This is a genomic window from Exiguobacterium sp. 9-2, from assembly GCF_036287235.1.
Taxonomy (GTDB): Bacteria; Bacillota; Bacilli; order Exiguobacteriales; family Exiguobacteriaceae; genus Exiguobacterium_A.
This window is the reverse complement of the sequence record NZ_CP142850.1, coordinates 3,010,053-3,034,693: the sequence shown is the minus strand read 5'-3', so window position 1 is coordinate 3,034,693 and position 24,641 is coordinate 3,010,053. Positions and strand designations below refer to the sequence as shown.

The window sequence follows — 24,641 nt, the reverse complement described above, 5'->3', positions numbered from 1 at the left end:
TTTATAGGACTTTTAAAAAGTATACACAACTAATCACTACTTAAGTTAAGAATAATTTTATAAACATAAATATTCATATAATCGTTTTTCTGAAATTAATAAGTATAATTATATAATATCAAATATGCCAAAATATGAATAAAGATAGAAATTTAAAGAGATTTAAAAATGGATGTCAAAGCAGATATCGATTTTCAAGAAGACGTATTCGATGCGATAATCAGAATGCGAGATAGAAGATATAAAGGAAAACATTCTATCGGACTACCCGCCACAAACTGTGTTCGATGTCATAAGTAAGAATAAAGAAAAGGTGGAAAAGAAAAAGATAAGTGAAGGACTTTTAGAAAAAGCAGATCAGTCTACCCAAAAGTTGTTAACATCTTATTTTGAAATCGAATGAATATAAAAATATTTCGATTGAGTTTTATTGAGTTATTATACTGTTATAAATTTCATATAGTCCGCTTCTTTCTTAAACTGATCATTCACAATCAAATCCGGTGAAATCAAATAGGTTCCGGCATATTCACCGTGCTTAATTTTGAAATAGCATGTCTTAGGTGCGAGTAGACTTTTCGATTGATGAATCTGCTCTCGTGATATTGGCGTCCAATCTGATTGATCTTGTGAATTAGCGAAAGAGATAACAATCGATTGATCAGCTTGAATCAATAGTACAAGATCGTTGTCTTGTAAACGTGATGGATTAACGTGGGCGAGGATCGGGTCAACAGACTTAGCGATAAACCCGCCAATAGTATCGTGTGACTGCTGTTCCTCGATGAATTGTTGAATCATATTTATCCTCCTGACTGGATCTATGGATTATTCCGACTTTTCTTTCGTGATGATACCAATACCGCAACCAAATAGCATGATGATGCCGGTAACGAGTAACGCAGGAACATGACTTTCTAGTGCCATGTAGAGACCTGCACCACTTAAGATGACGCCGGTTGGGATCAAAACGTTTCGCATGAAGTATTCCTCCCGAAAGGATAATGACGTTGTTTTCACTATACCGGATAGAACGTCAGAGAAAACGCATGATTTAGTAAATAATGACAATCTGATTTTGAATATACAGAACGAAAATAGACGCCGCCCATTAACTTGGACAGCGTCTGTTTTTCATTATGTTCGCTCTAGTACATTGACGAGCATCTGATGGATGACGTCATGATCCCGAACGTCATGAATACGATAATTGCCGGGTAACGTATAGACGTCTATTGCTCCGACGTAAGCAATCTTCAGTTCCAACGTTCCGTCCTCCTGACAGGTCGTCCGGAGTTCGAGTTCACCGCTGATGACACCAACTTCTTGCGTCATGACACCATGTGTGGCGGTAAAGGTAGAGATTTTCGTTTCCATCGAATCGACTCCTTTTTAGTATGTACATGTGTTCAACATCGTTTGTAAGGCTGTTTTTTCACTCGACTGTAAGCTAAGGTTCCAGCGGCTCTTCGTATTAATCCACATCTTCGAGTAAGCACAGCTCGCACCTGCCCGTGTTGGCTTCCATGTCGACGGATCCTGATCCCCTTTTGAACGGTTCGAGCTTGCAGAGACAGCGATCAATTGCGGACCTGTTAAATCGTTTGCGAATGCTTGACGAGTCGTTGTCGTCCAACTGCTTGCTCCTGAGCGCCATGCTTCGGCAAGCGGTACGACGTGATCGATGTCGAGGTCAGACGGATTCGTGAATGTCAGTCCGTCATAGTAACTATACCAAGAACCGGATGTAACGGGGCACGATCCGACATATGAATCGGCGTCACGTTTTAAGACGACTTGTCGTGTGTCACAGCCGCTTCCTTGACTGCTCCAGTGCGGGAACAAATCACGTGAATAACCGGTCATGCTGCCTTCTGTTTTAACCGTTAAGGCATCGAGTTGAGACTGGGCCGTCGCTTTCGAAGAGATGCCTGAAGGTAATGCGGAAACAGACGTCGTATCGAATTGGAAAGCGGTCAGGCAGACGAGCGTAGTGATGACGATGGACTTGATGGCTTTGAACACGTGTCATTCCTCCTATGTATGAGACGAGATGATGTGAAGACACCCTTCACAATTTTTAGTATGGCATCACTTATTTAGGAAAAAATGAATATCGTGTAAATGTTATTAAAATTAAACTTTTGTCATTATATAGAAGGGTCTGATGTTAGGATTTAGGTGGAGAAGAAAGGAGACTACATAATGAACGAACGAATTAGAGGATGGTTGATCGTGTTCGGCGTATTTTTAGTCGTAAGTGGCACGTTGACGGAAGCGCAACGTTATTTCAACACAAAAGAACTAGATAATTGCATCGCGCAAGCTCGCGCTGCCCACCAAGAATATGAATATGAGATCGTTAATCCTGTCACACGCGCGTATTCATTCCGTGCGCATTGATTTTCTAAAAGATGTCGGGTCATCTCGCATATGGTACGCTTTTCAGGAAGCAGGATTTTAATGATTCGAGGAGCTGGTATGCATGAATAAAAAAGACATCGCCGACATCCGTCGTCACTTCAAGATGGATGCCGATTTACTAAAAATCCATGAAATCTACAACGTCTATATCCGAAAAGAGACGAGCGAAATCTATCATGAGGAAGCCCGACCGTTTCCATTGCTTGATCCGGAACAACAGGAGCTGTTCTTCGCGAACTTCAAGAAAGTATTAGGTGGAAAACTCGACGTCAAGTTGTTCGAGGTCAAGTTCACGCATCCGGAAGAAGGAGAGACGGGTCATACGCAGCAGCTTCTTTACGAAGGACTGTATGCGGAAGAGCCGGAGGACTGGGTTGAACAGATGCAGACGATGGCGTTGAAGATGGTCCAAGACGTCCAGTACGAGAATGACCTCGTCGTCACGTTCATTCGCGGACAATACTATAAAACGACGAAGCGCCAAGCAGATGAGACAGAGATCGATCCAAATGACGACGTCTATACGACACCGTTCATTCTCGGTAGCCTTAACTTGACGGAGTTACCGAAACAATCACTCGTCTTTGATTTCGTCGAACGCGAATTCAAGTCGAACTTATTCATCAATCCGGTCATCAAACTAGCGTCGCCGATTGGTGGATTCCTCTTCCCGACCTTCACCGACAATGCAGCAGACGTCAATCATGTCTTGTATGCGGCAGGTAAGCCCAATAAACCAGATTTCGGCTTCCTTGAAAATGTCTTGAACGGTCAACCGATCGTCACGGCAGATGAGGATAAAGCAATCTTCGAGGAAATCGTCAAATCGGTCGTCGGTGAATCGATGGATACGAAGACGTTAGCCGGTGTCTATGAAAACATCAACCAGTTGATCGTCGTCGAAGAGGATCAAGATGAGGAAGAAGTACCGATGCTCGACGTTCAGGAAGTCGAGCGTGTGCTCAAGGCAAGTGGTGTCGAAGATGTCAGCACGGAGCAGGTCGAACGGGCGTTCAAGACGGTCGTTGACGATCCAACATACGAGATGAAAGCGAGTAACATCGTCCCGAACTATGAAGCGAAATCGATTAAAATCAATACGAAGGTCGCGAACATCGCAATCAGTCCGCAAGACTTGAAGTACGTCAAACAAGTCAACTACCAAGGGAAACGCTGCCTGTTGATCGAGGTCGAGGAAGACACGGTCATTGATGGTTTTACGATCGTTTCACAAGAACAATTACGATGAGGATCAGCGCAGGCGACTGCGCTGATTTTTTTAGGTGAAACATTTGCTTCTCCTGCCAAAGACAGGTATATTGTGATGTAAGCGGTCTCTTTTTTAAAAAGTGGCATTCGAAATTTTTTTAATGGTTATCGAAAGCGCTTTCGATAACCATTTGATAAGAAAGGAAGCGATCCAATTGTCTACCACATCAATGCAAGATTTACTGCGAACGTTACGAAATCGTTCATCCATCCATCAAGACGGACTTGAGATCGTCGATAAGCCGATTCCTGACGTCTCGACTCCAGGGACACTCGATCCGCGTGTCCATGAGGTCGTCCTCACGCAGCGTCCATCGGTCTCGATTCCAGAAGGGGCGTCGCCAGTCGAACTGGCGCGTGCCGGAATGGGCTGGGACAATGAAGATATGACGACACGGCAGATTTCAACAAACGTCCTCTCGATTCCAAGACCCGATACCACGATCGAAGCACGGCTGTATCGTCCAGAAGCAGCGCGTCCGCTCCCGCTCGTCGTCTATTTCCATGGCGGTGGTTTTTTCGGTGGCACGCTCGAGACGGTCGAGAATCCATGTAAGGCATTAGCAGATAAAGGGAACGTCGCTGTCTTGTCGGTCGGCTACCGATTGGCGCCAGAGCATCCGTTTCCGACAGGGCTTGAAGATTGTCATGCAGCGATCGATTGGGCAGTCGAACACGCTGATCGACTTGGGATTGATCCAGGCGCAATCGCGGTTGCCGGCGATAGTGCCGGTGGGAACTTAGCGACGGTCTGTTGTCTACTCGACCGCGAGCGTCCGACGCCGTATATTCGCTATCAAGTCTTATATTATCCGGTCGTTAATGTCGGTGAACATCCGAATTCGGAATATGACTGGACGCTTGAAGCATATGACCGACAAACGGAACCTGAGTTACTTGAACGGATCATTTTGTCGCTACAAGATGAAGAAGGTGTTCTCGAGCAATGGTATGTCCAAGCAAGTGATTCGAAGGATCCACGGATCTCGCCGTTGTTCGCGACGCTCACCGATTTACCAGAGGCAATCGTTATTACAGGGGAGTTTGATTACTTACGTCTTGAAGGGGAAGCGTATGCGAAAAAGCTCGCGCGCGCTGGCGTCAAGACCCGTTATCTCCACTACCGCGGGATGGAACATGCCTTTCTTGATAAACTCGGTCTGTATCCGCAAGCCGAAGACAGCTTAGACGAAATCGCGAAGGACTTAAAACGACTTTTTTCTCAAACTAACTAACAAAGGTGGATGACGCATGACATACACGCTCGATTGGCAAGCCTATACAAAACTCGCACGACAAACCGTCGCGGAAGGGGCGGTCCTCTTACACAATGATGGTGTGCTCCCGTTGCAACCTGCATCGACGGTCGCTGTCTTTGGACGTAACCAGTTCAACTACTATAAAAGTGGCACAGGATCAGGCGGGATGGTCAACGTCACGAACCTCGTTAGTCCACTCGACATGTTGCGCGAAGACGTGACACTGAATACGGACGTCCTCAAGGCGTACGAAACATGGCTTGAAGACCATCCGTTTGACCAAGGTGAAGGCTGGGCAGCCGAGCCATGGTCGCAAGAAGAGATGCCGCTTGACGCGACGCTCGTTCAGCAAGCAGCGCTTGATTCCGATGTTGCCTTGATCATGATCGGTCGCACGGCTGGGGAAGATCGCGATAATACAGCGGATCCAGGAAGTTATTTTTTAACGGAGACGGAACAGGAGATGCTCCGTCTCGTGACGACACACTTCAAACAAACTGTCGTCGTTTTGAACGTTGGGAACATCATCGATATGCGCTGGGTCGAAGAGACGGCGCCAAGTGCTGTCCTCTACGCGTGGCAAGGGGGGATGGAAGGTGGCACCGGGCTGAGTGATCTTTTGCTTGGACGCATCTCGCCATCCGGGAAACTACCGGATACGATTGTCCGTTCACTCGATGATTATCCGTCGACACCCCACTTCGGTCACGCTGATCGTTCGTTGTATCAGGAAGACATCTATGTCGGGTACCGTTATTTTGAGACGTTCGCACCGGAAGCGGTCTTGTATCCGTTCGGCTACGGATTATCGTATACGTCGTTCAACCTTGCGACAGATGTGACGACGTCAGCTGATGCCTGGACGATTACAGCGACAGTGACGAATACCGGGCAGACGAGCGGGAAGGAAGTCATACAAGGATACCTTGAGAAACCACAAGGACAACTCGGTAACCCAACGCGTCAACTCGTGACGTTCGGAAAGACAAAAGAACTCGCACCGGGCGAGCAAGAATCTCTCACACTCGTCGTACCGTTCGCCTCGTTTGCGAGTTATGACGATAGTGGCGTTACCGGGCATAAGTCGTCTTATGTCATTGAACCTGGCGCGTATCAGCTCTATCTCGGGACGGACGTCCGGTCGGCGGTTCCAGTCGCAAGCCATTCCGTTGAGACGCTTGACGTCACGGACGTCTTAACGGAAAACATGGCACCGGTGACGGCGTTTGAACGTATCAAACCGCAAGCGACCGAAACGGGATATACGGTGACATATGAAGCGACACCACTGCGGACGATCGATCCGGAACAGCGTCGTCAACAGGAGCGTCCCGTTGAACGGACACAGGCAGAAGATGCCGGTTGGAAGTTACGCGACGTCAAAGAAGAACGTGTCACGCTCGAGACGTTCCTCGATCAATTGACGGATGCGGATCTCGCGGCAATCGTTCGGGGGGAAGGGATGAACTCACCGCGTGTCACTCCGGGAACGGCGGGCGCCTTCGGTGGCGTGACGACAGAACTCGAAGCGCTCGGTATTCCAGCAGGCTGTTGCGCGGATGGTCCGTCCGGAATCCGGATGGACATCGGAACGAAAGCCTTCTCGTTACCGAACGGAACGTTGCTGGCTTCGACGTTTAATACGACGTTGATTGCCGATCTATTTGAGATGACCGGTCTTGAGTTACGGAAAAACGAGATTGATACATTGCTTGGACCCGGGATGAATCTCCATCGTCATCCACTCAACGGACGAAACTTCGAGTATTTCTCGGAGGATTCGTATCTGACTGGAAAAATGGCCGTGGCACAACTCGACGGGATGCACCGTGTGGGTGTGACAGGAACGTTGAAGCACTTTAGTGCCAACAACCAAGAGTTCCACCGGCATGATCTGGATTCGATCGTGTCAGAACGGGCGTTACGTGAGTTGTACCTGAAAGGGTTCGAGATGGCAGTCAAAGACGGAAAAGCATACTCGATCATGACGACGTATGGTGCCGTCAATGGCATCTGGACTGCTGGCTTATATGATCAGAACACGCGCATCCTACGTGATGAATGGGGCTTTGACGGAATCGTCATGACGGACTGGTGGGCGAAAATCAATGCGGAAGGTTTGGAAGCAAACCGTCAGCAAACGGCGACGATGGTCCGTTCGCAAAACGATCTCTACATGGTCGTTGGCGAACCAGGAACGAATCCGTTCGAGGACGATACGTTGACGGCTCTTGCCGACGGAACACTTCGACGTTCCGAGTTACTGCGGAGTGCTGCGAACATCTGTCAGTTCCTGTTGCGTTCACCGGTCATGGACCGTGTGATGGGAACAGTATCACCGGTCGAAGTTCTCGGGGCACCGATTGAAGAAGAGACACTTGAAGAGCAAGCCGTCTCGCACCAACGCCTCGTCAGTGGAGATGCCTTCCCGTTAACGGACGTCACGACGACGACAGGCAGCAGTCATGTCTTCGCTATCACGGCGGAAGAGACAGGGATGTATCAGGTCACGTTGACGGCACGTTCGAATGCTGGTGAACTGGCGCAGATGCCAGTGACGTTGTTTGCGAACAACATGCCGGTTGCAACCTTCACCTTCAATGGAACGAACGGCGAGTGGGTCAGTCAGACGAAGGACGTCTTCGTCTTCAATCCGCATAACTATTTAAAACTCTACTTTGCACTCGGTGGTCTCGAGTTAAAAGAGTTGACGTTCACGCTTGCGGAGTCGTTTCATATGAAGAACGGCTAATCAAATTAGTCGGACGGAAAGGACGGATTGTGTGCAGTTTTCCATCATCAAAAAACGGGTCGAGCAACTGCTTGCCCCGTCGTTACAGGGACGGATTGCTTTTCACGCCGCCGTCTACCGGATTCAAGATAGTCCTAGTCGCGTCTGGATGACGTTTGACGGAGAAGAGATTCTCGGAGCAGACGACTTTAACTTCGAACGGGAAGTCGATCGGCGCTACGCGTTACAAGCTGCACAGTTACCGGAAAAACCAGCCGGATTGCTATGGCAGTCCGACTGGTTGAAGCAGTCGCATGCGTTATCCGCTGAGATCGAACGACAAGTCAAACAAGACGGATACTTGGAAAACTACGAGATCCAACAGGACTTGTTGCAGTACCCGAACCTCGCATTCGAACAAGCGCTTGTTCATCCACATCCTTTCATCCGTGGTATCGCACGGCTCGATCGACGACTCGGGAAACGACGTTTCTTATTACTGACACATGCTTCAGAATTTGAACAATGGTGTGCGGATACGCGGCAAATCGTCGAACGCTGGTGACACCAAAAAAGCACGCTTCCTCGAGCCGGGGAGGCGTGCTTTGCTGTTAGATTGAAAACGAGTTGACCTCGTGAATACCTTCTTCTTCAACGAAAGCGTCGAGTAAAGCACGCACTTCGTCCGTTGAGTTCGTCTCCATCAATTTGACCCGCAGTTCACTCGCACCGCGGAATCCGCGGACATAAATCTTGAAGAACCGACGTAATGGCTTGAAGAGACGGGGCTCGAATTGAGACGAGTAATGATCGTGTAGATCGAGTTGTAGACGTAACAAGTCAAGGAGTTCTTGGCTCGAATGGTCTCTTTTCTCGACTTCGAATGCGAATGGGTTGTGGAAGATCCCACGACCGATCATGACACCATCGACACCGTATTTCTCAACGAGTTCCAGACCGTGTTGGCGATCGTTGATATCCCCGTTGATCGTCAATAACGTTTGTGGTGCGATCTCATCGCGTAACTTCTTGATTTCTGGAATTAATTCGAAGTGCGCTGGAACGGCGCTCATCTCTTTACGAGTCCGGAGGTGAATCGAGAGGTTCGCGATATCTTGTTCGAGAATGTGGCGCAACCAATCATGCCACTCTTCGACCTTCGTGTAGCCGAGACGCGTTTTGACGCTGACTGGGAGACCGCCCGCTTTTGCCGCTTGGATCAGTTCAGCCGCGACTTCCGGACGATTGATCAAGCCAGAGCCTTTCCCGTTAACAGCAACGTTATGGACGGGACAGCCCATGTTGATGTCGATCCCGCTAAAGCCCATCTCTGCCATACCGATACTCATTTCGCGGAAATATTCCGGTTTGTCGCCCCAAATGTGAGCGACCATTGGTTGTTCATCCTCCGTGAACTCAAGACGTCCGCGGACGCTCTGTTTGCCTTTCGGGTGACAATAGCTTTCTGTATTCGTGAATTCCGTGAAGAAGACGTCCGGACGCGCCGCTTTTGCGACGACGTGGCGGAAGACGACGTCGGTGACGTCTTCCATCGGTGCTAAGACGAAAAATGGTCGTGGTAAGTCCTGCCAAAAGTTCTTTTTCATAGTATATTAAACCCTTTCCTTAAGGTAATGCACATGTGTGGTTAAAGAATTTCATCAACTATACACTTTAAGCGCTCTCGCTAAAAAGTGCAAGTGAGTGCTATTCGTTACCGTGAGGAAAGAGAGCGATCCATCATATGCCGTGCCATCCAGTCTGGACCCGGAATCAGGTGTCCGGCTTCGTCCTTATAGATGACGTGTTCTGGGCGAAGTTCCGTCGGTGAGACGAGTCCTGCTGCCGCCGTCAGATTGTAGAGTCCTTCTCGTAACGAGATGATGTAGTTCGTCACGCGGAAACTCTTTTCGTCGACGATCAGCGCCTTCTGCAGTTTCGGATCAGTCGTCGCAACGCCGACCGGACAGTGATTCGTATGACAAACTTGGGCTTGAATACAGCCGACATTAAACATTAAACCACGCGCGATGTTGACGAAGTCAGCGCCGAGGGCGAGAGCGATCGCAATCTTATCAGCACTGATCAGCTTACCGGATGCGAACACTTTGACCTTGTCGCGTAAACCGGCTTCCGTCAAAAGTTGATGAACGAACGGTAAAGCGGAAAAGAGTGGTAGGCCGGCAGCATCCGCAAGTTCTTGGAACGTCGCGCCTGTCCCTCCTTCGCCACCGTCGACCGTCATGAAGTCTGGATGACGACCGGATTCTTCCATATAAGCAATCAACTGCCGCATGTCTTCGAGATTACCGACGACGACTTTAATCCCGACCGGTTTGCCGCCGATCTCACGGAGACGTTCGACCCAGTCGAGCATCGTCTCTGGTGTCGTGAATTCGTTAAAGCGATTCGGACTATCGATGCCAACACCGACTTTGACTTTCCGGACAGCAGCAATCTCTTCCGTGACCTTTGCGCCTTCTAAATGTCCACCACGCGTTTTAGCCCCTTGGGCAAGTTTGAGTTCGAAGGCTTTGACTTGTGGTAACTCACTTTTTTTCTGAAACTCGTCGAACGAAAAGTCGCCGTCCTCCGTCCGGACGCCGAACAGCCCGGGACCAATCTGACAGATGATGTCGACATCACCTTTGAGATGAAAGTCGGATAGCCCGCCTTCACCGGTATTCATCCAGCTTCCTTTAGCACGACCAAGTCCGATCGAGAGAGCGGTAATGGCCCGGTCACCGAGTGCACCAAAACTCATTGCCGATTGACCAATCAGTCCTTGGATTTGATAAGGGTGCCGACACGTCGTCGCACCAATGATCGGTGCATCCTCCATTTTCAAGAGATAGGGTGAGATTTGCTTGGCAACGAGATGTTCTTTCCGCGTAAACAGTTCATCGCGATCAATCTGATAGATGTGCGTATCGACACGTTCTGATTGATCGATCCGTAATTCCTGTCGATTCGTTGGAAAGAGGGCGTTTTGTACATAAAAACCAGCTTCTTCAAAATTACGTTCCGAGCCAAAACTAAGAATCCGACTTTGATATTTGCCAGAAAGGACGGCTGTCTTATATTCATTGCGAGAGAAGGGTTTGCCTTCGTTATTGTTGAGAAATAAGTATTGGCGGAGTTCCGGTCCCATGTTTTCGAGGATATAGCGCATCTTTCCGAGGACGGGGAAGTTGCGCAGGACCGCATGTTCTTGTTGGCGACGATCGGCGCGCCAGACGTGCCAAAAGAGGAGGGGTGGAACAAGGATGATCAACAGGGCGATGGCGAGTAAAATGAAGAGCACAATCGTATCGATAGACATCAAAATTCCTTCTTTCCCGTAGATTCGTGTTATGTAAGTTGATACCACTGAAGCTTCTGTTACAAACTGCACCAACTGGCTATTTCCAGATTTTGAATCTTTTCTGTCAGTAATGTCGTAAATAAGACTATACATTAAAGGAGGAGACCGGTATGCATACACTTTATATGAAACAAAAAGCCTTCAGTTTGCGTGGACGATTTGCGATTCAGGACGAAGAAGGACACGATGCGTATCACATTGAGGGAAGTTTTATGAAATTACCGAAGACCTTCACCGTAACGAACCGAAACGGAGAAGTCGTTGCTGAAATCGAGAAAAAAACGTTTAGTTTCCGTCCGGTCTTTTATGTCGAAGCAGTGGGACAATCATTCGAAATCATCAAAGAGTTCACGTTCTTCAAGGATCGTTATACAATCAACTCGGATCAGTTCGAAGTCACAGGCGACTGGTGGGATGTCGATTTTGAAGTCCTGCAACAGGGACAACGGATTGGTCGCGTGCAGAAAAAGTGGATTTCTTGGACCGATCAGTACATGATTGAAGTCGAAGATGAAGCGATGGAAGAATTATTGATCGCCCTCGTCGTCGCGATTGATTGCGTCAAAGCGGAGGAAAGCTCGAATAACTCGTCTTTCATCAGTTAAAAAGGGGAATGATGCAAGATGGAACAGTGGGATGTATACACAGCAGATCGCAAGAAAACAGGACGGCTCTGGACACGGGGAACGCCACATACAGCTGGCGATTATCACATGACGATTCACGTCTGTGTTTTTAACGCCAAGGGAGAGATGCTCGTCCAACAACGGCAACCGTTCAAATCCGGTTGGCCGAACATGTGGGATCTGACAGTCGGGGGCAGTGCGATCAGCGGGGATACGAGTCAGATGGCGGCGCAACGGGAATTGTCGGAAGAGCTTGGACTCGACATCGATTTTACGGGCGTCCGTCCGCATCTGACGATTCCGTTTGAAATCGGTTTTGATGATTATTATCTCGTCGAACAAGAAGTGGATCTGACGACGCTGACACTACAGGAAGAAGAAGTTCAGCGTGTCGCTTGGATGACAGAAGAGGCCATCATCAACGGGATCGAAGAAGGATGGTTTATCGGCTATCATGAACCATTGATTCGACTGTTGTTTGCCCTTCGCCATAGCTATGGTGCTCATAATGAAGTATAAAGACAGCCTTTCCGGTGATCCGGAAGGGCTTGTTGATTGATTAAGCAGATTTTCGAAGTTCCGCTTCATACATGAATCTAAAACTACTTAATTTTTGTTATCAATTCGTTTAATATAAAGCCGTTTCGAAGGGAAGTAAAATAGATAGTTCTTATGCTTTTTATAAATAAAAAATAGATTCTATCGGTTCATATGCCTAAGATAAATAGAATTTCAAAAGGCTACCAAGTGTTCTATAATTGTTTGTTTTTGAATACGTGTCACCTTAAAAATATCCGGATTTTTGAGCTGTAAGCTTTCTTGGAATCCAAATGTTGGATCGATCGAATGCAAATATAAAGACAACAAATTCCCGTGTGTCACGAGAATGGATCCATCATGCTGTTGCAACGCTTCATCGACGACACGCGTGATACGCTCAGTTGCTATTCGGCTAGATTCACCACCAGGACACGTATAGTCTGGATCGACGAACGTTTGTCGGAGATGATCCTGCCAATCGTCAAGTGGAACAGCACTTAACTGTCGTTCTTTCAAAGCATCCTCCCGTGTAATGGGAAGTTTCAGGGCAGTCGCAAGTGGTTGAATCGAATCGAGCGCACGGCGATACGGACTCGAAATAAGATGTGTAATCGGAAGCTCAAGTAACTGCGTGCACAGTCGTCGTGCCTGTTCTTCTCCACCAGGTGTTAATGGGGCATCAGGTGCCTGACCGGTCGTTTCACAGTGACGAATCAAGTAAATCGTCGACATGAATGTTTCATCCTTTCATGATCAAGTGGTGCTGTATGATTTCTGGAAAAGATGGTAAAGTCCTTTTCATAGATTGAAAAATGATTTTGAAAAAGGCGTTGACAAATGCTGTCGAGATTACTAAAATTAGAAACAATTCATCGATGCAGCGACGCATCGGATAATCAAATAAAGAGAAAGCTATGATTGTCATGGGTCACACTATGGCAGGAGCAGCTTCTGGAGAGACCGTGTCGACACGGCGCCGAAGGGTTCACAATCTCAGGCAAACGGACAGAAGAGTAATCACATGCAGCGACGGGCATTCATGGAATGTCATAGTGGTGTGTATGGGTTATTCCTTTGATTTTGTTGAGATTGGACATTCGTCCAGTCTCTTTTTTCTTTTTTCAGGACCGACAGAACGGTCTGAAGCGTAGAGAAACCATCATAAGGAGGAGTTCAGGTTTGGAACAGCAAGGATTAAAACGAGATTTATCTAATCGTCATGTACAGTTGATTGCCATTGGTGGAACGATCGGAACAGGGTTGTTTTTAGGATCAGGAAAAGCGATCCAACTCGCCGGACCATCGATCATTTTTGCCTACTTACTCGTCGGGATCGCAATCTTCTTCGTTATGCGCGCACTTGGGGAATTGTTATTGTCAAAAGCAGGTTATCAGTCACTCACGGATATCGCAGAAGATTATCTCGGACCGCGTGCCGCGTTCGTGACCGGTTGGACGTACTGGTTCTGTTGGATCATGACGGCAATGGCGGACATCATCGCTATCGGTGTATACGTCAAGTATTGGTTTGATATCCCGCAATGGATTCCAGCCGTACTCGCGCTCTTGATTTTACTTGGCTTTAACTTATTGACCGTTAAATTGTTCGGTGAACTTGAGTTTTGGTTCGCCTTGATCAAAGTCGTGACGATTCTTGCCTTGATTGGTGTCGGAATCGTCTTGCTCGTCATTGGTTTTAAAACGGATGCCGGTCCCGTCACAGTGTCGAATCTCTGGTCACATAATGGATGGATGCCAAACGGGATTTCTGGATTCCTGCTCTCGTTCCAGATGGTCGTCTTCGCTTATGTCGGTGTCGAGCTCGTTGGGGTATCAGCAGCCGAGACAGCAGATCCGAAGAAGAACATCCCATCTGCAATCAATAAGATTCCGCTCCGAATTCTGTTCTTCTATGTCGGTGCCTTGCTGATTCTCTTGATGATCAACCCATGGACAGGATTAAGTGCAACAGAAAGTCCGTTCGTCAAGACGTTCAGTCTGATCGGGATTCCGCTCGCAGCAGGAATCATCAACTTCGTCGTACTGACATCCGCTGCTTCTGCATGTAACAGCGGAATGTTCTCGACTAGCCGGATTCTGTATAACCTGGGAAATCAACAGCAAGCGTCGAACAAGTTCTCGAAGTTGAACAAAAATCATGTTCCAGCAAACGCCTTGTTCGTCTCGACGATCGTCGTCTCAGTCGGTGCTTTGCTCAGTAAGCTGTTACCGGGACAAGCGTTCAGTATCGTCACGACGATCAGTGCAATCTGCTTCATCTGGGTCTGGGGTGTCATCCTCGTCTGTCATCTCCGGTACAAGAAACAAAATCCGGAATTACATGCAGCATCGACATTCAAAGCACCATTGACACCACTCGTCAATTACCTCGTGCTCGGATTGTTTGCTGTCATTCTCGTCGTCATGTTGTTTGCTGACGATACACGTCCAGCCTTGTTGCTGACACCGGTCTGGTTCCTCGGATTATTTGGACTATATCACCTCCGGAAAAAGAAACAACAAGCAGCTAATCAAAAAAGTGCGTAAGTCAAAACAAGCCGGTCGGATCTAATCCGACCGGCTTGTTTCATGGTGTATTGAAAGCACCATCCTGTAGTTGTTTCCGAAGTGCTTTCGCTTTCTTTCGAATATCGCGTTTGCTGTCCGCATCGCGCTTTCCCCATTGCCGATACATCATCGACATCCGCTGATTATCAGCGAAGCGTTTTTCATGCCGATCGATGAAGTCCCAGTACAAGGCGTTAAACGGACAGGCATCTTCGCCAAGCATGTCCTTTTGATGAAACGGACATCCCTTGCAATAATCACTCATCTTATTAATGTAGTTCGCCGAAGCGATGTACGGTTTAGTCGATAACGTTCCCCCGTCGGCATGTAGCGCCATCCCGAGAACGTTCGGTAAAACGACCCAGTCGTAGGCATCGATGTACATCTCATTAAACCAGTCTGCCGTCTGTTGCGGTGAGATCGCAAACAGATTAGCGAAGTTCCCGAGCACCATCAAGCGCTGGATGTGGTGGTTATGGGCATGCTCGACGACAGGACGTAACGATTCAGCGACACAGTTCATGTTCGTCTTCCCGGTCCAGAAAAAGTCCGGTAGATCCGCTTCATGACGCAGCGCATTGACGGAAGCGTAGTCTGGCATCTCAGCTAGATAGACGGCACGCATGTATTCGCGCCAGCCGAGGATTTGGCGTATGAAACCTTCGACCGCATTGAGCGGAGCATCCTGTTCTTCAAGTGCTGCCTCGACTTGACGAATGACCTCTTCCGGTGTCAGTAAGCCGAGATTGATTACTGCTGACAAGAGCGAATGCGATAACGTATCTTCACCGGTCAGCATGGCGTCTTGATACGTCCCGAACGTCTCAAGCCGCTCTTCGATGAAACGATGGAGAGCCTGCATCGCTTCCTTTCGTGTAACCGGCCAATGAAAGGAATCAAGTGCTCCTGGATGATCGGAAAAATCACGCTCGACCTTATCGATGACATCCCTTGTGATGTGGTCGGGACGAAACTGAACGGGATCCGGAAACGTCGTCCCGGACTTCGCTGGTTTTCGATTCTCAGCGTCAAACGACCACTTTCCACCGATCGGTTTAGAGCCGTTCATGAGAACGTTTCGTTCCTTGCGCAGTTTGCGATAAAACCGATCCATCTTGTATGGCTTGTCGCCAATTGCTTCGACCGCTTCTTCCTGTGTCAGTAAAAACAACGGCACGTCGGAACAAACCTCGACCGTGATTTTCTTCGGTAAAGCGTCTTGCCACTTATGCATCGCCTTGCGCATTGGTTCGTCCGTGATCGCTGTATAAAATACATGATCCGGATCATGATCTTTCCGGTGCGCTTGGAATGCCTGATCGAACGAATCGGCTTCCCGGTAATCGACAGTGAAGCCCTTCTCGCGCAGTTCTTCCGCAAAATGTCGCATCGCTGAGAAGACGAGGACGAGCTTTTGTTTATGGTACGTCTTCCACTTGGAGCGCGAGGTCGCTTCGACCATCAGGATGACATCGTCTTGTTTGTTTGCTTCCTGTAATAAAGGGAGATCGTGATTCAATTGATTGCCGAATATCCAGCGTGTCGCCATGAGTGTTCCTCCTTTTACTTTCGTTATATGATTACCGTTTTTCGTCAAAGTCATGCCTGATTGTGTGCCGGCTAACGAACATCTTCTTATTCTGAATCATCGCTTTTGCACATTTCTGAATGTAAAAGAAGTTCCTTTCTGTGCAAGCTATGATAGGGTTATAATGGAAAGGTAAGTTGTCGTCATGAGGGGGAAGTTTTTCATGACAGGTAGTCCATAATATCAACGGGGATAGGAAGGATATCATGAGCAGTATGCCTAAAAAAACAGACGTTATTTTAATTGGTGCCGGAGTCATGAGCGCGACGTTAGGGGTCTTGTTAAAAGAACTCGCGCCTGAGATGAACATCAAGGTATTCGAGAAACTCGCGAGTGCCGGGGAAGAGAGCTCGAATGAGTGGAACAATGCAGGAACAGGTCACGCCGCACTATGCGAACTGAACTATACGACGGAAAATGCTGATGGTTCGATCGATATCAGTAAAGCGGTAAAAGTAAACGAACAGTTCCAACTGTCACGTCAATTCTGGTCGCATCTCGTCAAGGAAGGTGTCTTGCCGAATCCAAAAGAATTCATCATGCCGATTCCACATATGAGCATGGTCGAAGGAACGGAAAACGTCGAATTCCTGAAAAAACGATTGGAAGCGCTATCAGCGAATCCGTTGTTCGCAGGGATGGAATATTCAGAGGATCCAGCGAAATTAGCCGAGTGGATTCCACTCATCATGAACGGTCGGACGTCACCAGAGCCGATCGCCGCTACAAAAATCGATTCAGGAACGGACGTCAACTTCGGTGCGTTGACACGAATCCTGTTTGAATATCTCGCACAGCACGATGTAGAGATCAACTATCAGCACGGTGTCGAGGACTTGAAGCGTGTTGACGGGGGTTGGGAAGTCAAAGTAAAGAATGAACGGGATCATCGGATTGAGCATCATACGGCGCAGTTCGTCTTCATCGGGGGTGGCGGCGGTAGTCTACCGTTGCTTCAAAAAACAGGCATCGAGGAATCGAAGCAAATCGGTGGTTTCCCGGTCAGCGGCTTGTTCCTCGTTTGTAAAAATCCTGAGATCATTGAACAGCATCATGCGAAAGTCTATGGAAAAGCAAAAGTCGGAGCACCACCGATGTCGGTGCCGCACTTGGATACACGGTATATCGATGGAAAGAAATCGCTCCTCTTCGGACCGTTCGCTGGCTTTTCACCGAAGTTCCTCAAGACAGGATCAAATCTTGATTTGATCGCATCTGTCAAACCAAACAACGTCTTGACGATGCTTGCTGCGGGAGCAAAAGAGATGGGATTGACGAAGTATCTGATCGAACAAGTCCTCTTGTCGACGGAACAACGGATGAACGAATTACGTGAGTTCATCCCGAATGCGAAGACAGAAGACTGGGATGTCGTCGTCGCTGGTCAACGTGTCCAAGTCATCAAGGACACACCACAAGGAAAAGGGACACTCCAGTTCGGAACAGAGGTCGTTAGTGCAGCAGATGGGTCTGTCGCTGCCTTACTCGGTGCGTCTCCAGGTGCTTCAACAGCGGTACCGGTCATGCTCGAAGTACTCGCGAAATGTTTCCCGTCCGAACTACCGACGTGGGAAGCAAAAATCAAGGAGATGATTCCGTCTTACGGAATCTCACTCGTTGAAAATCCGGAGCTGTTCGAACAGATCCATGCCGAAACAGCTAAAACGCTTGAGCTTGAACAAGGTCAACCGATTCGCTAAACGAAAACCGTCCGACTCCACGAGGAGCCGGACGGTTTTTTGATTTAGCGGAAGTTACGGAAGAAACGTGTTTTCTTCAGTGCAATCCCGACTGGAATCGCAACGAGGATGCCGATGACGTTTTGTGTGATGTTTCCTGGAATTGAAGTGGCTGGTGCGACCCAGTTGCTGAACATAATCCCTTCATGCACGAAGTAGACGAGTAGCATGACAGGAACGGAAGCAATCATCCCGATCAAGTTGAACGTGACATTCGTTCCGTTACGACCACCTGACCACGCGATGTAACCAACGATCAATCCTTGAAGTCCACGTGCGATGATCGTACCAGGTGCCCAAATCGCATAACCCGTTAGAAGATCGAATAACCCCATTCCAACAGCACCGGCAATCAATGCTGTCCGTGGACCGAATAAAATCGCGATGAGAAAGAGCATTGCTGTTCCCATATGAATGAGACCACCGTTTAGTGCGATTGGTAATTGAATCTTGATTAACATCGTTGCGACAAGAACAAGTGCGATTGACATCGCAGTGATGACGAGCTGGCGGGTACGAGTGCTAGAATACGGTGCTGCTTTTTGCATGTGACTAACCTTCTTTATGATAGATTTTAAGATATCTTCAATCTATCAGATGCCTGGACTAGTCAAAAGTGTCAACTTTGAATTATTTATAGGGGTCAGATTGACTAAAAAATCGTCATTCGTTCTTAATTCCAAAAGAGTTTAATCTATTCATACAGTCTTAAATGAAAAAATCTCCAAAACGGTTGTCGTTTTTGAATCTACTCTTTGTTTTTTCTGTACAATGAACAGCGAAAGGAAGGGGGAAGTTAATGAAATATCAGATCGCGACAGCTGTTTTTTTATTCGCTTCATTGTCACCAGTCATATTGGAGGCGAAGGATCAGACGACACAACATCAACGTTATTACGCAGCATATGAAAAAATCGTGCAAGAATTGAATCGGACACATGAAAATGCGGACGTCACATTGCTTGCAGCAAATCAATTTGCAGACGAGGACTGGATTTCGCCAAAACGTTTTCAAGAACGAGCAATCAAACGGTTAAAACCGTTGCATGTTCAATTGAGTATTTATGGAGATGGTCAACGAGCACTTGAACGAACACAAGGTAAAAAAGAAGTTCGGATCACAGGGAATTTCGAAACGGAACTTTTGGAGCAAAGTGAGCGACAGTGGTTCTCTGATGTCTTTTCGATGACGTCTCAAGCCATCAATGATGGCATTTGGACACAGAAAGGATTCGATGGTACCCGAATCGATGCAGGACAAACGATGGTCGTAACGGTCAGTGGTACATACGCGAAGCAAGGCATCTTAACAAAGCACCACATCACAAAAGAATTTCATTGTTCATCCGTTGGTGAAATCTACTATTGAAATAGAAAAAGAGCGAAACTCGTTTGAGTTCCGCTCTTTTGCATTAATTCCGGATCAAGTGATCGAAAGCACCGAGTGCAGCTGTTGCACCAGATCCCATCGAGATGATGATCTGTTTATACGCGCTATCCGTGCAGTCGCCTGCAGCGAAAACGCCTGGTACGTTCGTTGCGCCGTGACGATCGACTTGGACTTCACCGAACTTGTTACGGCTCACCGTTTCACCGAGCCAGTCCGTGTTCGGTACGAGACCGATTTGGACGAAGACACCTTCGAGCTCGACGTGACGTTCGACGTTCGTTTCGCGCTCGATATACGTGATTCCGTTCACTTTATCCGTTCCCGTGATTTCCTTCGTCTGTGCGTTGACGACGACCGTGACGTTCGGAAGAGAAGCGAGGCGTTCTTGAAGAACAGCGTCTGCTTTTAGTTCCGGTGCGAATTCAAGGACCGTGACATGCTTGACGATTCCCGCGAGATCGATGGCTGCTTCGATCCCTGAGTTTCCGCCACCGATGACTGCGACACGTTTTCCTTCGAACAATGGACCATCACAGTGTGGGCAGTAGGCGACGCCTTTGTTCTTGAATTCGAGTTCGCCTGGAACACCAACGTTCCGCCAGCGTGCGCCTGTTGAAAGGATCAAACTCTTCGTTTTCAAGACAGCACCATTCTCAAGCTCGAGCTCGAGGAGGTCCTTCTTCTCAAGACGAGTTGCCCGTTGTAGGTTCATGACGTCGATGCCATATTCCTTGACGTGCTCCTCAAGACTTGCGACGAGTTTTGGTCCTTCCGTGTACTTCATGCTGATGAAGTTTTCGATGCTCATCGTATCCATGACTTGTCCACCGAAGCGTTCTGCGACGATTCCTGTCCGGATCCCTTTACGGGCTGCATAAATCGCAGCACTCGATCCAGCTGGACCACCACCGACGACGAGGACATCGTATGGATCTTTATCAGCGAAATCAGAAGCATCGGCACCTGTGCCAAGCTTCGCCAAGATTTCTTCAAGCGACATCCGTCCGTTACCAAATGCTTCGCCGTTGACGAAGACTGTCGGAACAGCCATGATCTCTTTTTGTTCGACTTCTGCTTTAAATGCCGCGCCATCAATCATCGTGTGACTGATGTTCGGATTGAGGACGCTCATGACGTTCAACGCTTGTACGACATCTGGGCAGTTGTGGCAGCTCAAGCTGATGTACGACTCGAAGTGGTACGCTTCTTGAATGCCTTGAATCTGCTTGATGACGTCCGCGTCGACCTTCGGTGCTCGACCGCTGACTTGAAGCAGTGCGAGGACGAGGGACGTGAACTCATGACCGAGTGGGATTCCCGCGAACGTGATGCCGCTTGTCTCACCGACACGGTTGACTGTGAAACTTGGTGTCCGGGGAAGGCTTGCCTGCTCGACGGAGATGCGTGGTGTCATGCTTGCGATCTCTTCGACGAGTGCGCTCATCTCAAGCGAGACGGCGTCTGTCCCAGCACTAACGGCTAGGACGAGATCGCCTTCGAGAAGCTCGAGGTATTGCGCGAGTTGTGCTTTAATGTCTGGTGCTAAAGCCATCGCGAATCCGCTCCTTAAATTTTTCCGACGAGGTCAAGGCTTGGTGTGAGTGTTGCAGAGCCTTCTTCCCATTTCGCTGGGCAGACTTCGCCTGGATTGTTACGTACGTATTGTGCTGCTTTGATTTTGTTGACGAGTGTGCTCGCATCACGACCGATGCCGCCTGCGTTGATTTCAACTGTTTGGATGACGCCGTCTGGATCAATGATGAACGTACCGCGGTCAGCAAGACCATCTTGTTCGTTCAAGACTTCGAAGTTACGTGAGATGACGTGTGATGGGTCACCGATCATAACGTACTCGATTTTACCGATTGTTTCTGACGTTTCGTGCCATGCTTTATGTGTGAAATGCGTATCTGTTGAAACAGAGTAAACTTCAACGTCAAGCGCTTTGAGAGTTGCGTATTGGTTTTGGAGATCTTCGAGTTCTGTCGGGCAAACGAATGTAAAGTCTGCAGGGTAGAAACATACGACACTCCATTTACCGCGAAGGTTGGCATCCGTTAGGTCAACGAATTCTCCGTTGTGGAATGCTGATGCACTGAATGGTTTTACTTCACTTCCGATTAAAGACATGATAAAAATCCTCCTCAAGGGTTCTATATTTAGAATCTGTTCTAGTGCATACAGATAATCTGTATTTATCACACTAGAATAATTCTAATCTAATACTAATTTCATATAGACCAACACTTTTGTCAAGGTATAATCGGCAATTTCTTATTTCAGAAAAAATTGTGTGAACAAAAAAAGAAATCCCGACTCCTAAATGAAACAGGAGTCGGGAGCTGTATTCTTTATTGCCAGTCCGTGTGGAAGATCCCTTCGCGGTCTGTTCGAGCATACGTATGCGCACCGAAATAATCGCGTTGGGCTTGCAACATGTTGGCATTCGAGTTTGCTGTCCGGTAGCTATCATAATACGTCAACGACGTCGATAGACATGGGAGCGCAAAACCAGATAGCGCACCCTCGGCAACGACGTGGCGTAACGATTCTTGATACGCCTGTACTTTCTCAGCGAAGAATGGGGCGAGCATTAAGTTCGAGAGGTTCGCGTCGTTTTTGAACGCTTCACTGATGACATTCAAGAAGTCTGCCCGGATGATACATCCACCACGGAAAATCAAGGCGATCTCCTCAAGGCGTAAGTTCCAGTCGTATAGTTCAGACGATGTCCGGTACTGGGTAAAGCCTTGCGCGTAAGCTGCGACTTTCCCCATATAAAGCGCTTGACGAATCCGTTCGATCCACGCGTCCCGCTCAAGCGATGACAAGTCTTCTGGTCCCTTCAGAACAGCAGACGCTGCGACGCGTTCTTCTTTAACAGCTGAAAGGTAACGAGCGAACAAGGCTTCCGTGATGATCGAAGAGGCGATTCCATTATCAATTGCTTGTAAGCTTGTCCATTTTCCGGTTCCTTTTTGACCAGCTTGATCGAGAATGACATCGATCAACGGTTGCCCTGTCTCGTCATCCGTTTTCCGGAGAATGTCCGCTGTGATCTCAATCAGGTAACTTTTCAGTTCGCCTGCGTTCCACTCGGCGAAGATGTCTGCAACTTCCGTCACGTCGAGTCCAAGGCGGAAACGAAGGAAGCTGTAAGCTTCAGCGATCAGTTGCATGTCAGCGTACTCGATCCCGTTATGGACCATCTTGACGAAGTGACCAGCGCCCTTCGGACCGATATAGACACAACATGGATCGCCTTCAACGTGAGCGGCAATCTTCGTCAAGATCGGTGCGACATGTTCGTAGGCTTCTTTCGATCCACCCGGCATGATCGCAGGACCGGTCCGTGCACCGACTTCACCACCCGATACGCCGACGCCGATGTATTCGATGCCGTGTCGTTGGAGTTCGTCGAAGCGACGTTCCGTATCAAGGAAGTGGGAATTTCCACCATCCATGATGATGTCGCCTGTTTCGAGATGTGGAAGTAACGATTCGATGACTGAATCAATCGCGCTGCCGGCCGTGACCATCATGAAGATTTTACGCGGACGGGCGAGTGACTGTACGAATGCTTCGATATCGTAGTACGGATGAAGTGGTAATCCCTCATCGTGTGCGACGAGATCGTCCGTTAAATCACGTGTGTAGTTATAGATGGCGACTTCTTCTTGATGACTCGCCATATTCAGTGCTAAGTTGCGTCCCATGACGCCAAGCCCGATGACTCCGATAGAATGTTGCATAAGTAGAACGACTCCTTTTCTTAGACGACGAGGCTGAGGAGAAGAACGAACCCAAGTCCACAAACGGAAATGATCGTCTCAAGCACAGTCCATGTCGCAAACGTTTCTTTTAATGATAAACCGAAATATTCTTTAAACATCCAGAAGCCCGCATCATTGACGTGTGAAGCGATTAGACTACCCGCACCAGTCGCAAGGACGACGAGCGCTAAGTTGACGTCAGATTGCTCCAGTAACGGAATGACGAGACCTGCTGTCGAAAGGGCAGCGACTGTCGCAGAACCAAGTGAGATTCGCAGAATCGCAGCGATCAACCAAGCGAGCAGAATCGGAGATAACGCCGATCCTTCAAATAATTGTGCGACGAATGTACCGACGCCGCCGTCAATCAAGACTTGTTTGAAGGCACCGCCACCACCGATGATCAATAGCATCATTCCGATTTGGGCGATGGCCGTCGTACAAGATTCCATGACCGTTTGCATCGGAATCTTACGGGCGATCCCCATCGTATAGACCGCGACGAGTAACGAAATCAACATCGCCGTCGAGGCGTTCCCGATGAACTCGATCGCCGAGATGACGCTACTCTCACCCAAGCCGAGTGTTTCTTGTAAAAGCGTGAAGATCGTTGCGACCGACATCAAGAGGACCGGTAGCATCGCAGTGAAGACACTAATACCGAAACCTGGCGTCTCGTCTAAATCAAATTCTTTTTGTTCCCCGAGTGACGCGATGTTTCCTGTGCGTGTAAACGATTCAGGTACGAGTCGTTTCGCGATCTTCGTAAAAACAGGACCAGCAATGATGACTGTCGGAACAGCAACGATGAAACCATACAATAAGACTTCCCCGATATTGGCTTTATACTCCCCTGCGATGACGGTCGGACCTGGGTGAGGTGGTAAGAAGCCGTGCGTGACAGACAGTGCTGCGACCATTGGGATCCCAAGATATAAGATCGAAACGCGGAGCTGGCGTGAAATCGCAAAGACGATTGGAATCAACAGAACGAGTCCGACTTCGAAGAAAAGTGCGATTCCGATGATGAACGAAGCAACGACGACCGCCCATTGGATGTTCTTTTCCCCGAATCGTGCGACAAGCGTCATCGCGATTCGCTGCGCCCCCCCGGCGTCAGCGATTAGCTTTCCAAGCATCGCACCAAGCCCAAAGATCAGTGCTAGGTGACCGAGTGTTCCTCCGATACCGGCTTCGATCGTCTTGACGATCTGATCGAGCGGCATACCGAGTAATAGTGCAACGCCAAAGGAAACGATGATGAGTGAAACGAACGTATTTAATTTTAACCCCATGATGAGAACGAGCAATGCGACGATCCCAATTCCTACGATGACTAAAGGCATGATGACTTCCCCCAAAAGATTAAG

The 24,641-nt window shown here is 48.3% G+C and carries 23 protein-coding genes and 1 riboswitch; of the genes, 10 read left to right on the top strand and 13 right to left on the bottom strand.

Annotation, left to right across the window (positions count from 1 at the left end; genetic code table 11):
* Nucleotides 1-438 precede the first annotated feature (438 nt).
* The 4 genes from VJ374_RS15820 to VJ374_RS15805 form a co-directional block, all read right to left on the bottom strand.
* Nucleotides 439-801 (bottom strand): hypothetical protein, encoded by a 363-nt coding sequence (locus VJ374_RS15820; RefSeq protein WP_329469633.1) that lies wholly within the window; start codon nucleotides 799-801, stop codon nucleotides 439-441.
* Nucleotides 802-828: 27 nt separating this feature from the next.
* A complete protein-coding gene (locus VJ374_RS15815; protein ID WP_215148623.1) occupies nucleotides 829-981 on the bottom strand; it encodes a hypothetical protein in 153 nt (50 codons plus the stop codon).
* Between the two features lie 156 nt (nucleotides 982-1,137).
* The gene (locus tag VJ374_RS15810; protein WP_329469630.1) at nucleotides 1,138-1,377 is read right to left on the bottom strand and encodes a hypothetical protein; all 240 of its coding nucleotides are present in this window, start codon (nucleotides 1,375-1,377) and stop codon (nucleotides 1,138-1,140) included.
* Nucleotides 1,378-1,392: 15 nt separating this feature from the next.
* A complete protein-coding gene (locus VJ374_RS15805) occupies nucleotides 1,393-2,013 on the bottom strand; it encodes an HNH endonuclease family protein (protein ID WP_369792036.1) in 621 nt (206 codons plus the stop codon).
* A 192-nt stretch (nucleotides 2,014-2,205) separates the two neighbouring features.
* On the opposite strand from VJ374_RS15805, the gene VJ374_RS15800 reads away from it, so the two are divergent.
* From VJ374_RS15800 to VJ374_RS15780, 5 genes are all read left to right on the top strand, one after another.
* Complete coding sequence (locus VJ374_RS15800) at nucleotides 2,206-2,403, top strand: hypothetical protein (protein WP_023469832.1); 198 nt, start codon at nucleotides 2,206-2,208, stop codon at nucleotides 2,401-2,403.
* Between the two features lie 82 nt (nucleotides 2,404-2,485).
* Nucleotides 2,486-3,673, top strand: coding sequence for a DUF4317 domain-containing protein (locus tag VJ374_RS15795; RefSeq protein WP_329469626.1), 1,188 nt, complete (start codon nucleotides 2,486-2,488; stop codon nucleotides 3,671-3,673).
* Between the two features lie 190 nt (nucleotides 3,674-3,863).
* Nucleotides 3,864-4,928, top strand: coding sequence for an alpha/beta hydrolase (locus VJ374_RS15790; RefSeq protein ID WP_308102328.1), 1,065 nt, complete (start codon nucleotides 3,864-3,866; stop codon nucleotides 4,926-4,928).
* Between the two features lie 16 nt (nucleotides 4,929-4,944).
* Nucleotides 4,945-7,704: a glycoside hydrolase family 3 protein gene (locus VJ374_RS15785; RefSeq protein ID WP_329469624.1), complete on the top strand. Its 2,760-nt coding sequence runs from the start codon at nucleotides 4,945-4,947 to the stop codon at nucleotides 7,702-7,704.
* Nucleotides 7,705-7,735: 31 nt separating this feature from the next.
* Nucleotides 7,736-8,248 carry an SF0329 family protein gene (locus tag VJ374_RS15780; RefSeq protein ID WP_329469623.1) on the top strand — a complete coding sequence of 171 codons (513 nt, stop codon included), beginning with the start codon at nucleotides 7,736-7,738 and terminating at the stop codon, nucleotides 8,246-8,248.
* Between the two features lie 46 nt (nucleotides 8,249-8,294).
* On the opposite strand, the gene VJ374_RS15775 is transcribed toward VJ374_RS15780, so the two are convergent.
* Together VJ374_RS15775 and VJ374_RS15770 are read right to left on the bottom strand one after the other, a co-directional pair.
* Nucleotides 8,295-9,290: a tRNA dihydrouridine synthase gene (locus VJ374_RS15775; RefSeq protein ID WP_329469622.1), complete on the bottom strand. Its 996-nt coding sequence runs from the start codon at nucleotides 9,288-9,290 to the stop codon at nucleotides 8,295-8,297.
* Nucleotides 9,291-9,397: 107 nt separating this feature from the next.
* Nucleotides 9,398-11,005 (bottom strand): FMN-binding glutamate synthase family protein, encoded by a 1,608-nt coding sequence (locus tag VJ374_RS15770; protein ID WP_329469621.1) that lies wholly within the window; start codon nucleotides 11,003-11,005, stop codon nucleotides 9,398-9,400.
* 152 nt (nucleotides 11,006-11,157) lie between these two features.
* On the opposite strand from VJ374_RS15770, the gene VJ374_RS15765 reads away from it, so the two are divergent.
* Nucleotides 11,158-11,652: an LURP-one-related/scramblase family protein gene (locus VJ374_RS15765; protein ID WP_329469618.1), complete on the top strand. Its 495-nt coding sequence runs from the start codon at nucleotides 11,158-11,160 to the stop codon at nucleotides 11,650-11,652.
* Nucleotides 11,653-11,670: 18 nt separating this feature from the next.
* A complete protein-coding gene (locus VJ374_RS15760; RefSeq protein ID WP_035411768.1) occupies nucleotides 11,671-12,192 on the top strand; it encodes an NUDIX hydrolase in 522 nt (173 codons plus the stop codon).
* 213 nt (nucleotides 12,193-12,405) lie between these two features.
* Here VJ374_RS15760 and VJ374_RS15755 read toward each other — a convergent pair whose 3' ends face one another.
* A complete protein-coding gene (locus VJ374_RS15755) occupies nucleotides 12,406-12,945 on the bottom strand; it encodes a histidine phosphatase family protein (protein WP_035411770.1) in 540 nt (179 codons plus the stop codon).
* A 209-nt stretch (nucleotides 12,946-13,154) separates the two neighbouring features.
* Nucleotides 13,155-13,232, top strand: a riboswitch (glycine riboswitch).
* A gap of 160 nt (nucleotides 13,233-13,392) precedes the next feature.
* On the opposite strand from VJ374_RS15755, the gene VJ374_RS15750 reads away from it, so the two are divergent.
* The gene (locus tag VJ374_RS15750) at nucleotides 13,393-14,760 is read left to right on the top strand and encodes an amino acid permease (RefSeq protein WP_329469614.1); all 1,368 of its coding nucleotides are present in this window, start codon (nucleotides 13,393-13,395) and stop codon (nucleotides 14,758-14,760) included.
* 40 nt (nucleotides 14,761-14,800) lie between these two features.
* On the opposite strand, the gene VJ374_RS15745 is transcribed toward VJ374_RS15750, so the two are convergent.
* Entirely contained in the window at nucleotides 14,801-16,330 is a 1,530-nt protein-coding gene (locus tag VJ374_RS15745) for a cryptochrome/photolyase family protein (RefSeq protein ID WP_329469612.1), read from the bottom strand.
* Nucleotides 16,331-16,575: 245 nt separating this feature from the next.
* Between VJ374_RS15745 and VJ374_RS15740 the strand changes: the two genes are divergently transcribed.
* Complete coding sequence (locus VJ374_RS15740; RefSeq protein ID WP_329469611.1) at nucleotides 16,576-18,069, top strand: malate:quinone oxidoreductase; 1,494 nt, start codon at nucleotides 16,576-16,578, stop codon at nucleotides 18,067-18,069.
* A 44-nt stretch (nucleotides 18,070-18,113) separates the two neighbouring features.
* On the opposite strand, the gene VJ374_RS15735 is transcribed toward VJ374_RS15740, so the two are convergent.
* On the bottom strand, nucleotides 18,114-18,656 hold the full coding sequence (locus VJ374_RS15735) for an ECF transporter S component (protein ID WP_050678560.1): 543 nt from the start codon (nucleotides 18,654-18,656) through the stop codon (nucleotides 18,114-18,116).
* Nucleotides 18,657-18,907: 251 nt separating this feature from the next.
* On the opposite strand from VJ374_RS15735, the gene VJ374_RS15730 reads away from it, so the two are divergent.
* Nucleotides 18,908-19,477: a hypothetical protein gene (locus tag VJ374_RS15730; protein ID WP_329469607.1), complete on the top strand. Its 570-nt coding sequence runs from the start codon at nucleotides 18,908-18,910 to the stop codon at nucleotides 19,475-19,477.
* Nucleotides 19,478-19,520: 43 nt separating this feature from the next.
* On the opposite strand, the gene ahpF is transcribed toward VJ374_RS15730, so the two are convergent.
* The 4 genes from ahpF to VJ374_RS15710 form a co-directional block, all read right to left on the bottom strand.
* A complete protein-coding gene (ahpF, locus tag VJ374_RS15725) occupies nucleotides 19,521-21,050 on the bottom strand; it encodes an alkyl hydroperoxide reductase subunit F (RefSeq protein WP_329469605.1) in 1,530 nt (509 codons plus the stop codon).
* 14 nt (nucleotides 21,051-21,064) lie between these two features.
* Complete coding sequence (gene ahpC, locus VJ374_RS15720) at nucleotides 21,065-21,628, bottom strand: alkyl hydroperoxide reductase subunit C (protein WP_012371860.1); 564 nt, start codon at nucleotides 21,626-21,628, stop codon at nucleotides 21,065-21,067.
* Nucleotides 21,629-21,849: 221 nt separating this feature from the next.
* Nucleotides 21,850-23,250 carry a decarboxylating NADP(+)-dependent phosphogluconate dehydrogenase gene (gnd, locus tag VJ374_RS15715; RefSeq protein ID WP_290753718.1) on the bottom strand — a complete coding sequence of 467 codons (1,401 nt, stop codon included), beginning with the start codon at nucleotides 23,248-23,250 and terminating at the stop codon, nucleotides 21,850-21,852.
* Nucleotides 23,251-23,270: 20 nt separating this feature from the next.
* Entirely contained in the window at nucleotides 23,271-24,617 is a 1,347-nt protein-coding gene (locus VJ374_RS15710; protein WP_035411791.1) for a GntP family permease, read from the bottom strand.
* Nucleotides 24,618-24,641: the final 24 nt, after the last annotated feature.

Coding starts and splice junctions, on each gene's coding strand:
- VJ374_RS15820 (WP_329469633.1), bottom strand. CDS start 801: ATGATTCAACAATTCATCGAGGAACAGCAGTCACACGATACTATTGGC.
- VJ374_RS15815 (WP_215148623.1), bottom strand. CDS start 981: ATGCGAAACGTTTTGATCCCAACCGGCGTCATCTTAAGTGGTGCAGGT.
- VJ374_RS15810 (WP_329469630.1), bottom strand. CDS start 1,377: ATGGAAACGAAAATCTCTACCTTTACCGCCACACATGGTGTCATGACG.
- VJ374_RS15800 (WP_023469832.1), top strand. CDS start 2,206: ATGAACGAACGAATTAGAGGATGGTTGATCGTGTTCGGCGTATTTTTA.
- VJ374_RS15795 (WP_329469626.1), top strand. CDS start 2,486: ATGAATAAAAAAGACATCGCCGACATCCGTCGTCACTTCAAGATGGAT.
- VJ374_RS15790 (WP_308102328.1), top strand. CDS start 3,864: ATGCAAGATTTACTGCGAACGTTACGAAATCGTTCATCCATCCATCAA.
- VJ374_RS15785 (WP_329469624.1), top strand. CDS start 4,945: ATGACATACACGCTCGATTGGCAAGCCTATACAAAACTCGCACGACAA.
- VJ374_RS15775 (WP_329469622.1), bottom strand. CDS start 9,290: ATGAAAAAGAACTTTTGGCAGGACTTACCACGACCATTTTTCGTCTTA.
- VJ374_RS15770 (WP_329469621.1), bottom strand. CDS start 11,005: ATGTCTATCGATACGATTGTGCTCTTCATTTTACTCGCCATCGCCCTG.
- VJ374_RS15765 (WP_329469618.1), top strand. CDS start 11,158: ATGCATACACTTTATATGAAACAAAAAGCCTTCAGTTTGCGTGGACGA.
- VJ374_RS15760 (WP_035411768.1), top strand. CDS start 11,671: ATGGAACAGTGGGATGTATACACAGCAGATCGCAAGAAAACAGGACGG.
- VJ374_RS15755 (WP_035411770.1), bottom strand. CDS start 12,945: ATGTCGACGATTTACTTGATTCGTCACTGTGAAACGACCGGTCAGGCA.
- VJ374_RS15745 (WP_329469612.1), bottom strand. CDS start 16,330: ATGGCGACACGCTGGATATTCGGCAATCAATTGAATCACGATCTCCCT.
- VJ374_RS15740 (WP_329469611.1), top strand. CDS start 16,576: ATGAGCAGTATGCCTAAAAAAACAGACGTTATTTTAATTGGTGCCGGA.
- VJ374_RS15735 (WP_050678560.1), bottom strand. CDS start 18,656: ATGCAAAAAGCAGCACCGTATTCTAGCACTCGTACCCGCCAGCTCGTC.
- VJ374_RS15730 (WP_329469607.1), top strand. CDS start 18,908: ATGAAATATCAGATCGCGACAGCTGTTTTTTTATTCGCTTCATTGTCA.
- ahpF (WP_329469605.1), bottom strand. CDS start 21,050: ATGGCTTTAGCACCAGACATTAAAGCACAACTCGCGCAATACCTCGAG.
- ahpC (WP_012371860.1), bottom strand. CDS start 21,628: ATGTCTTTAATCGGAAGTGAAGTAAAACCATTCAGTGCATCAGCATTC.
- gnd (WP_290753718.1), bottom strand. CDS start 23,250: ATGCAACATTCTATCGGAGTCATCGGGCTTGGCGTCATGGGACGCAAC.
- VJ374_RS15710 (WP_035411791.1), bottom strand. CDS start 24,617: ATGCCTTTAGTCATCGTAGGAATTGGGATCGTCGCATTGCTCGTTCTC.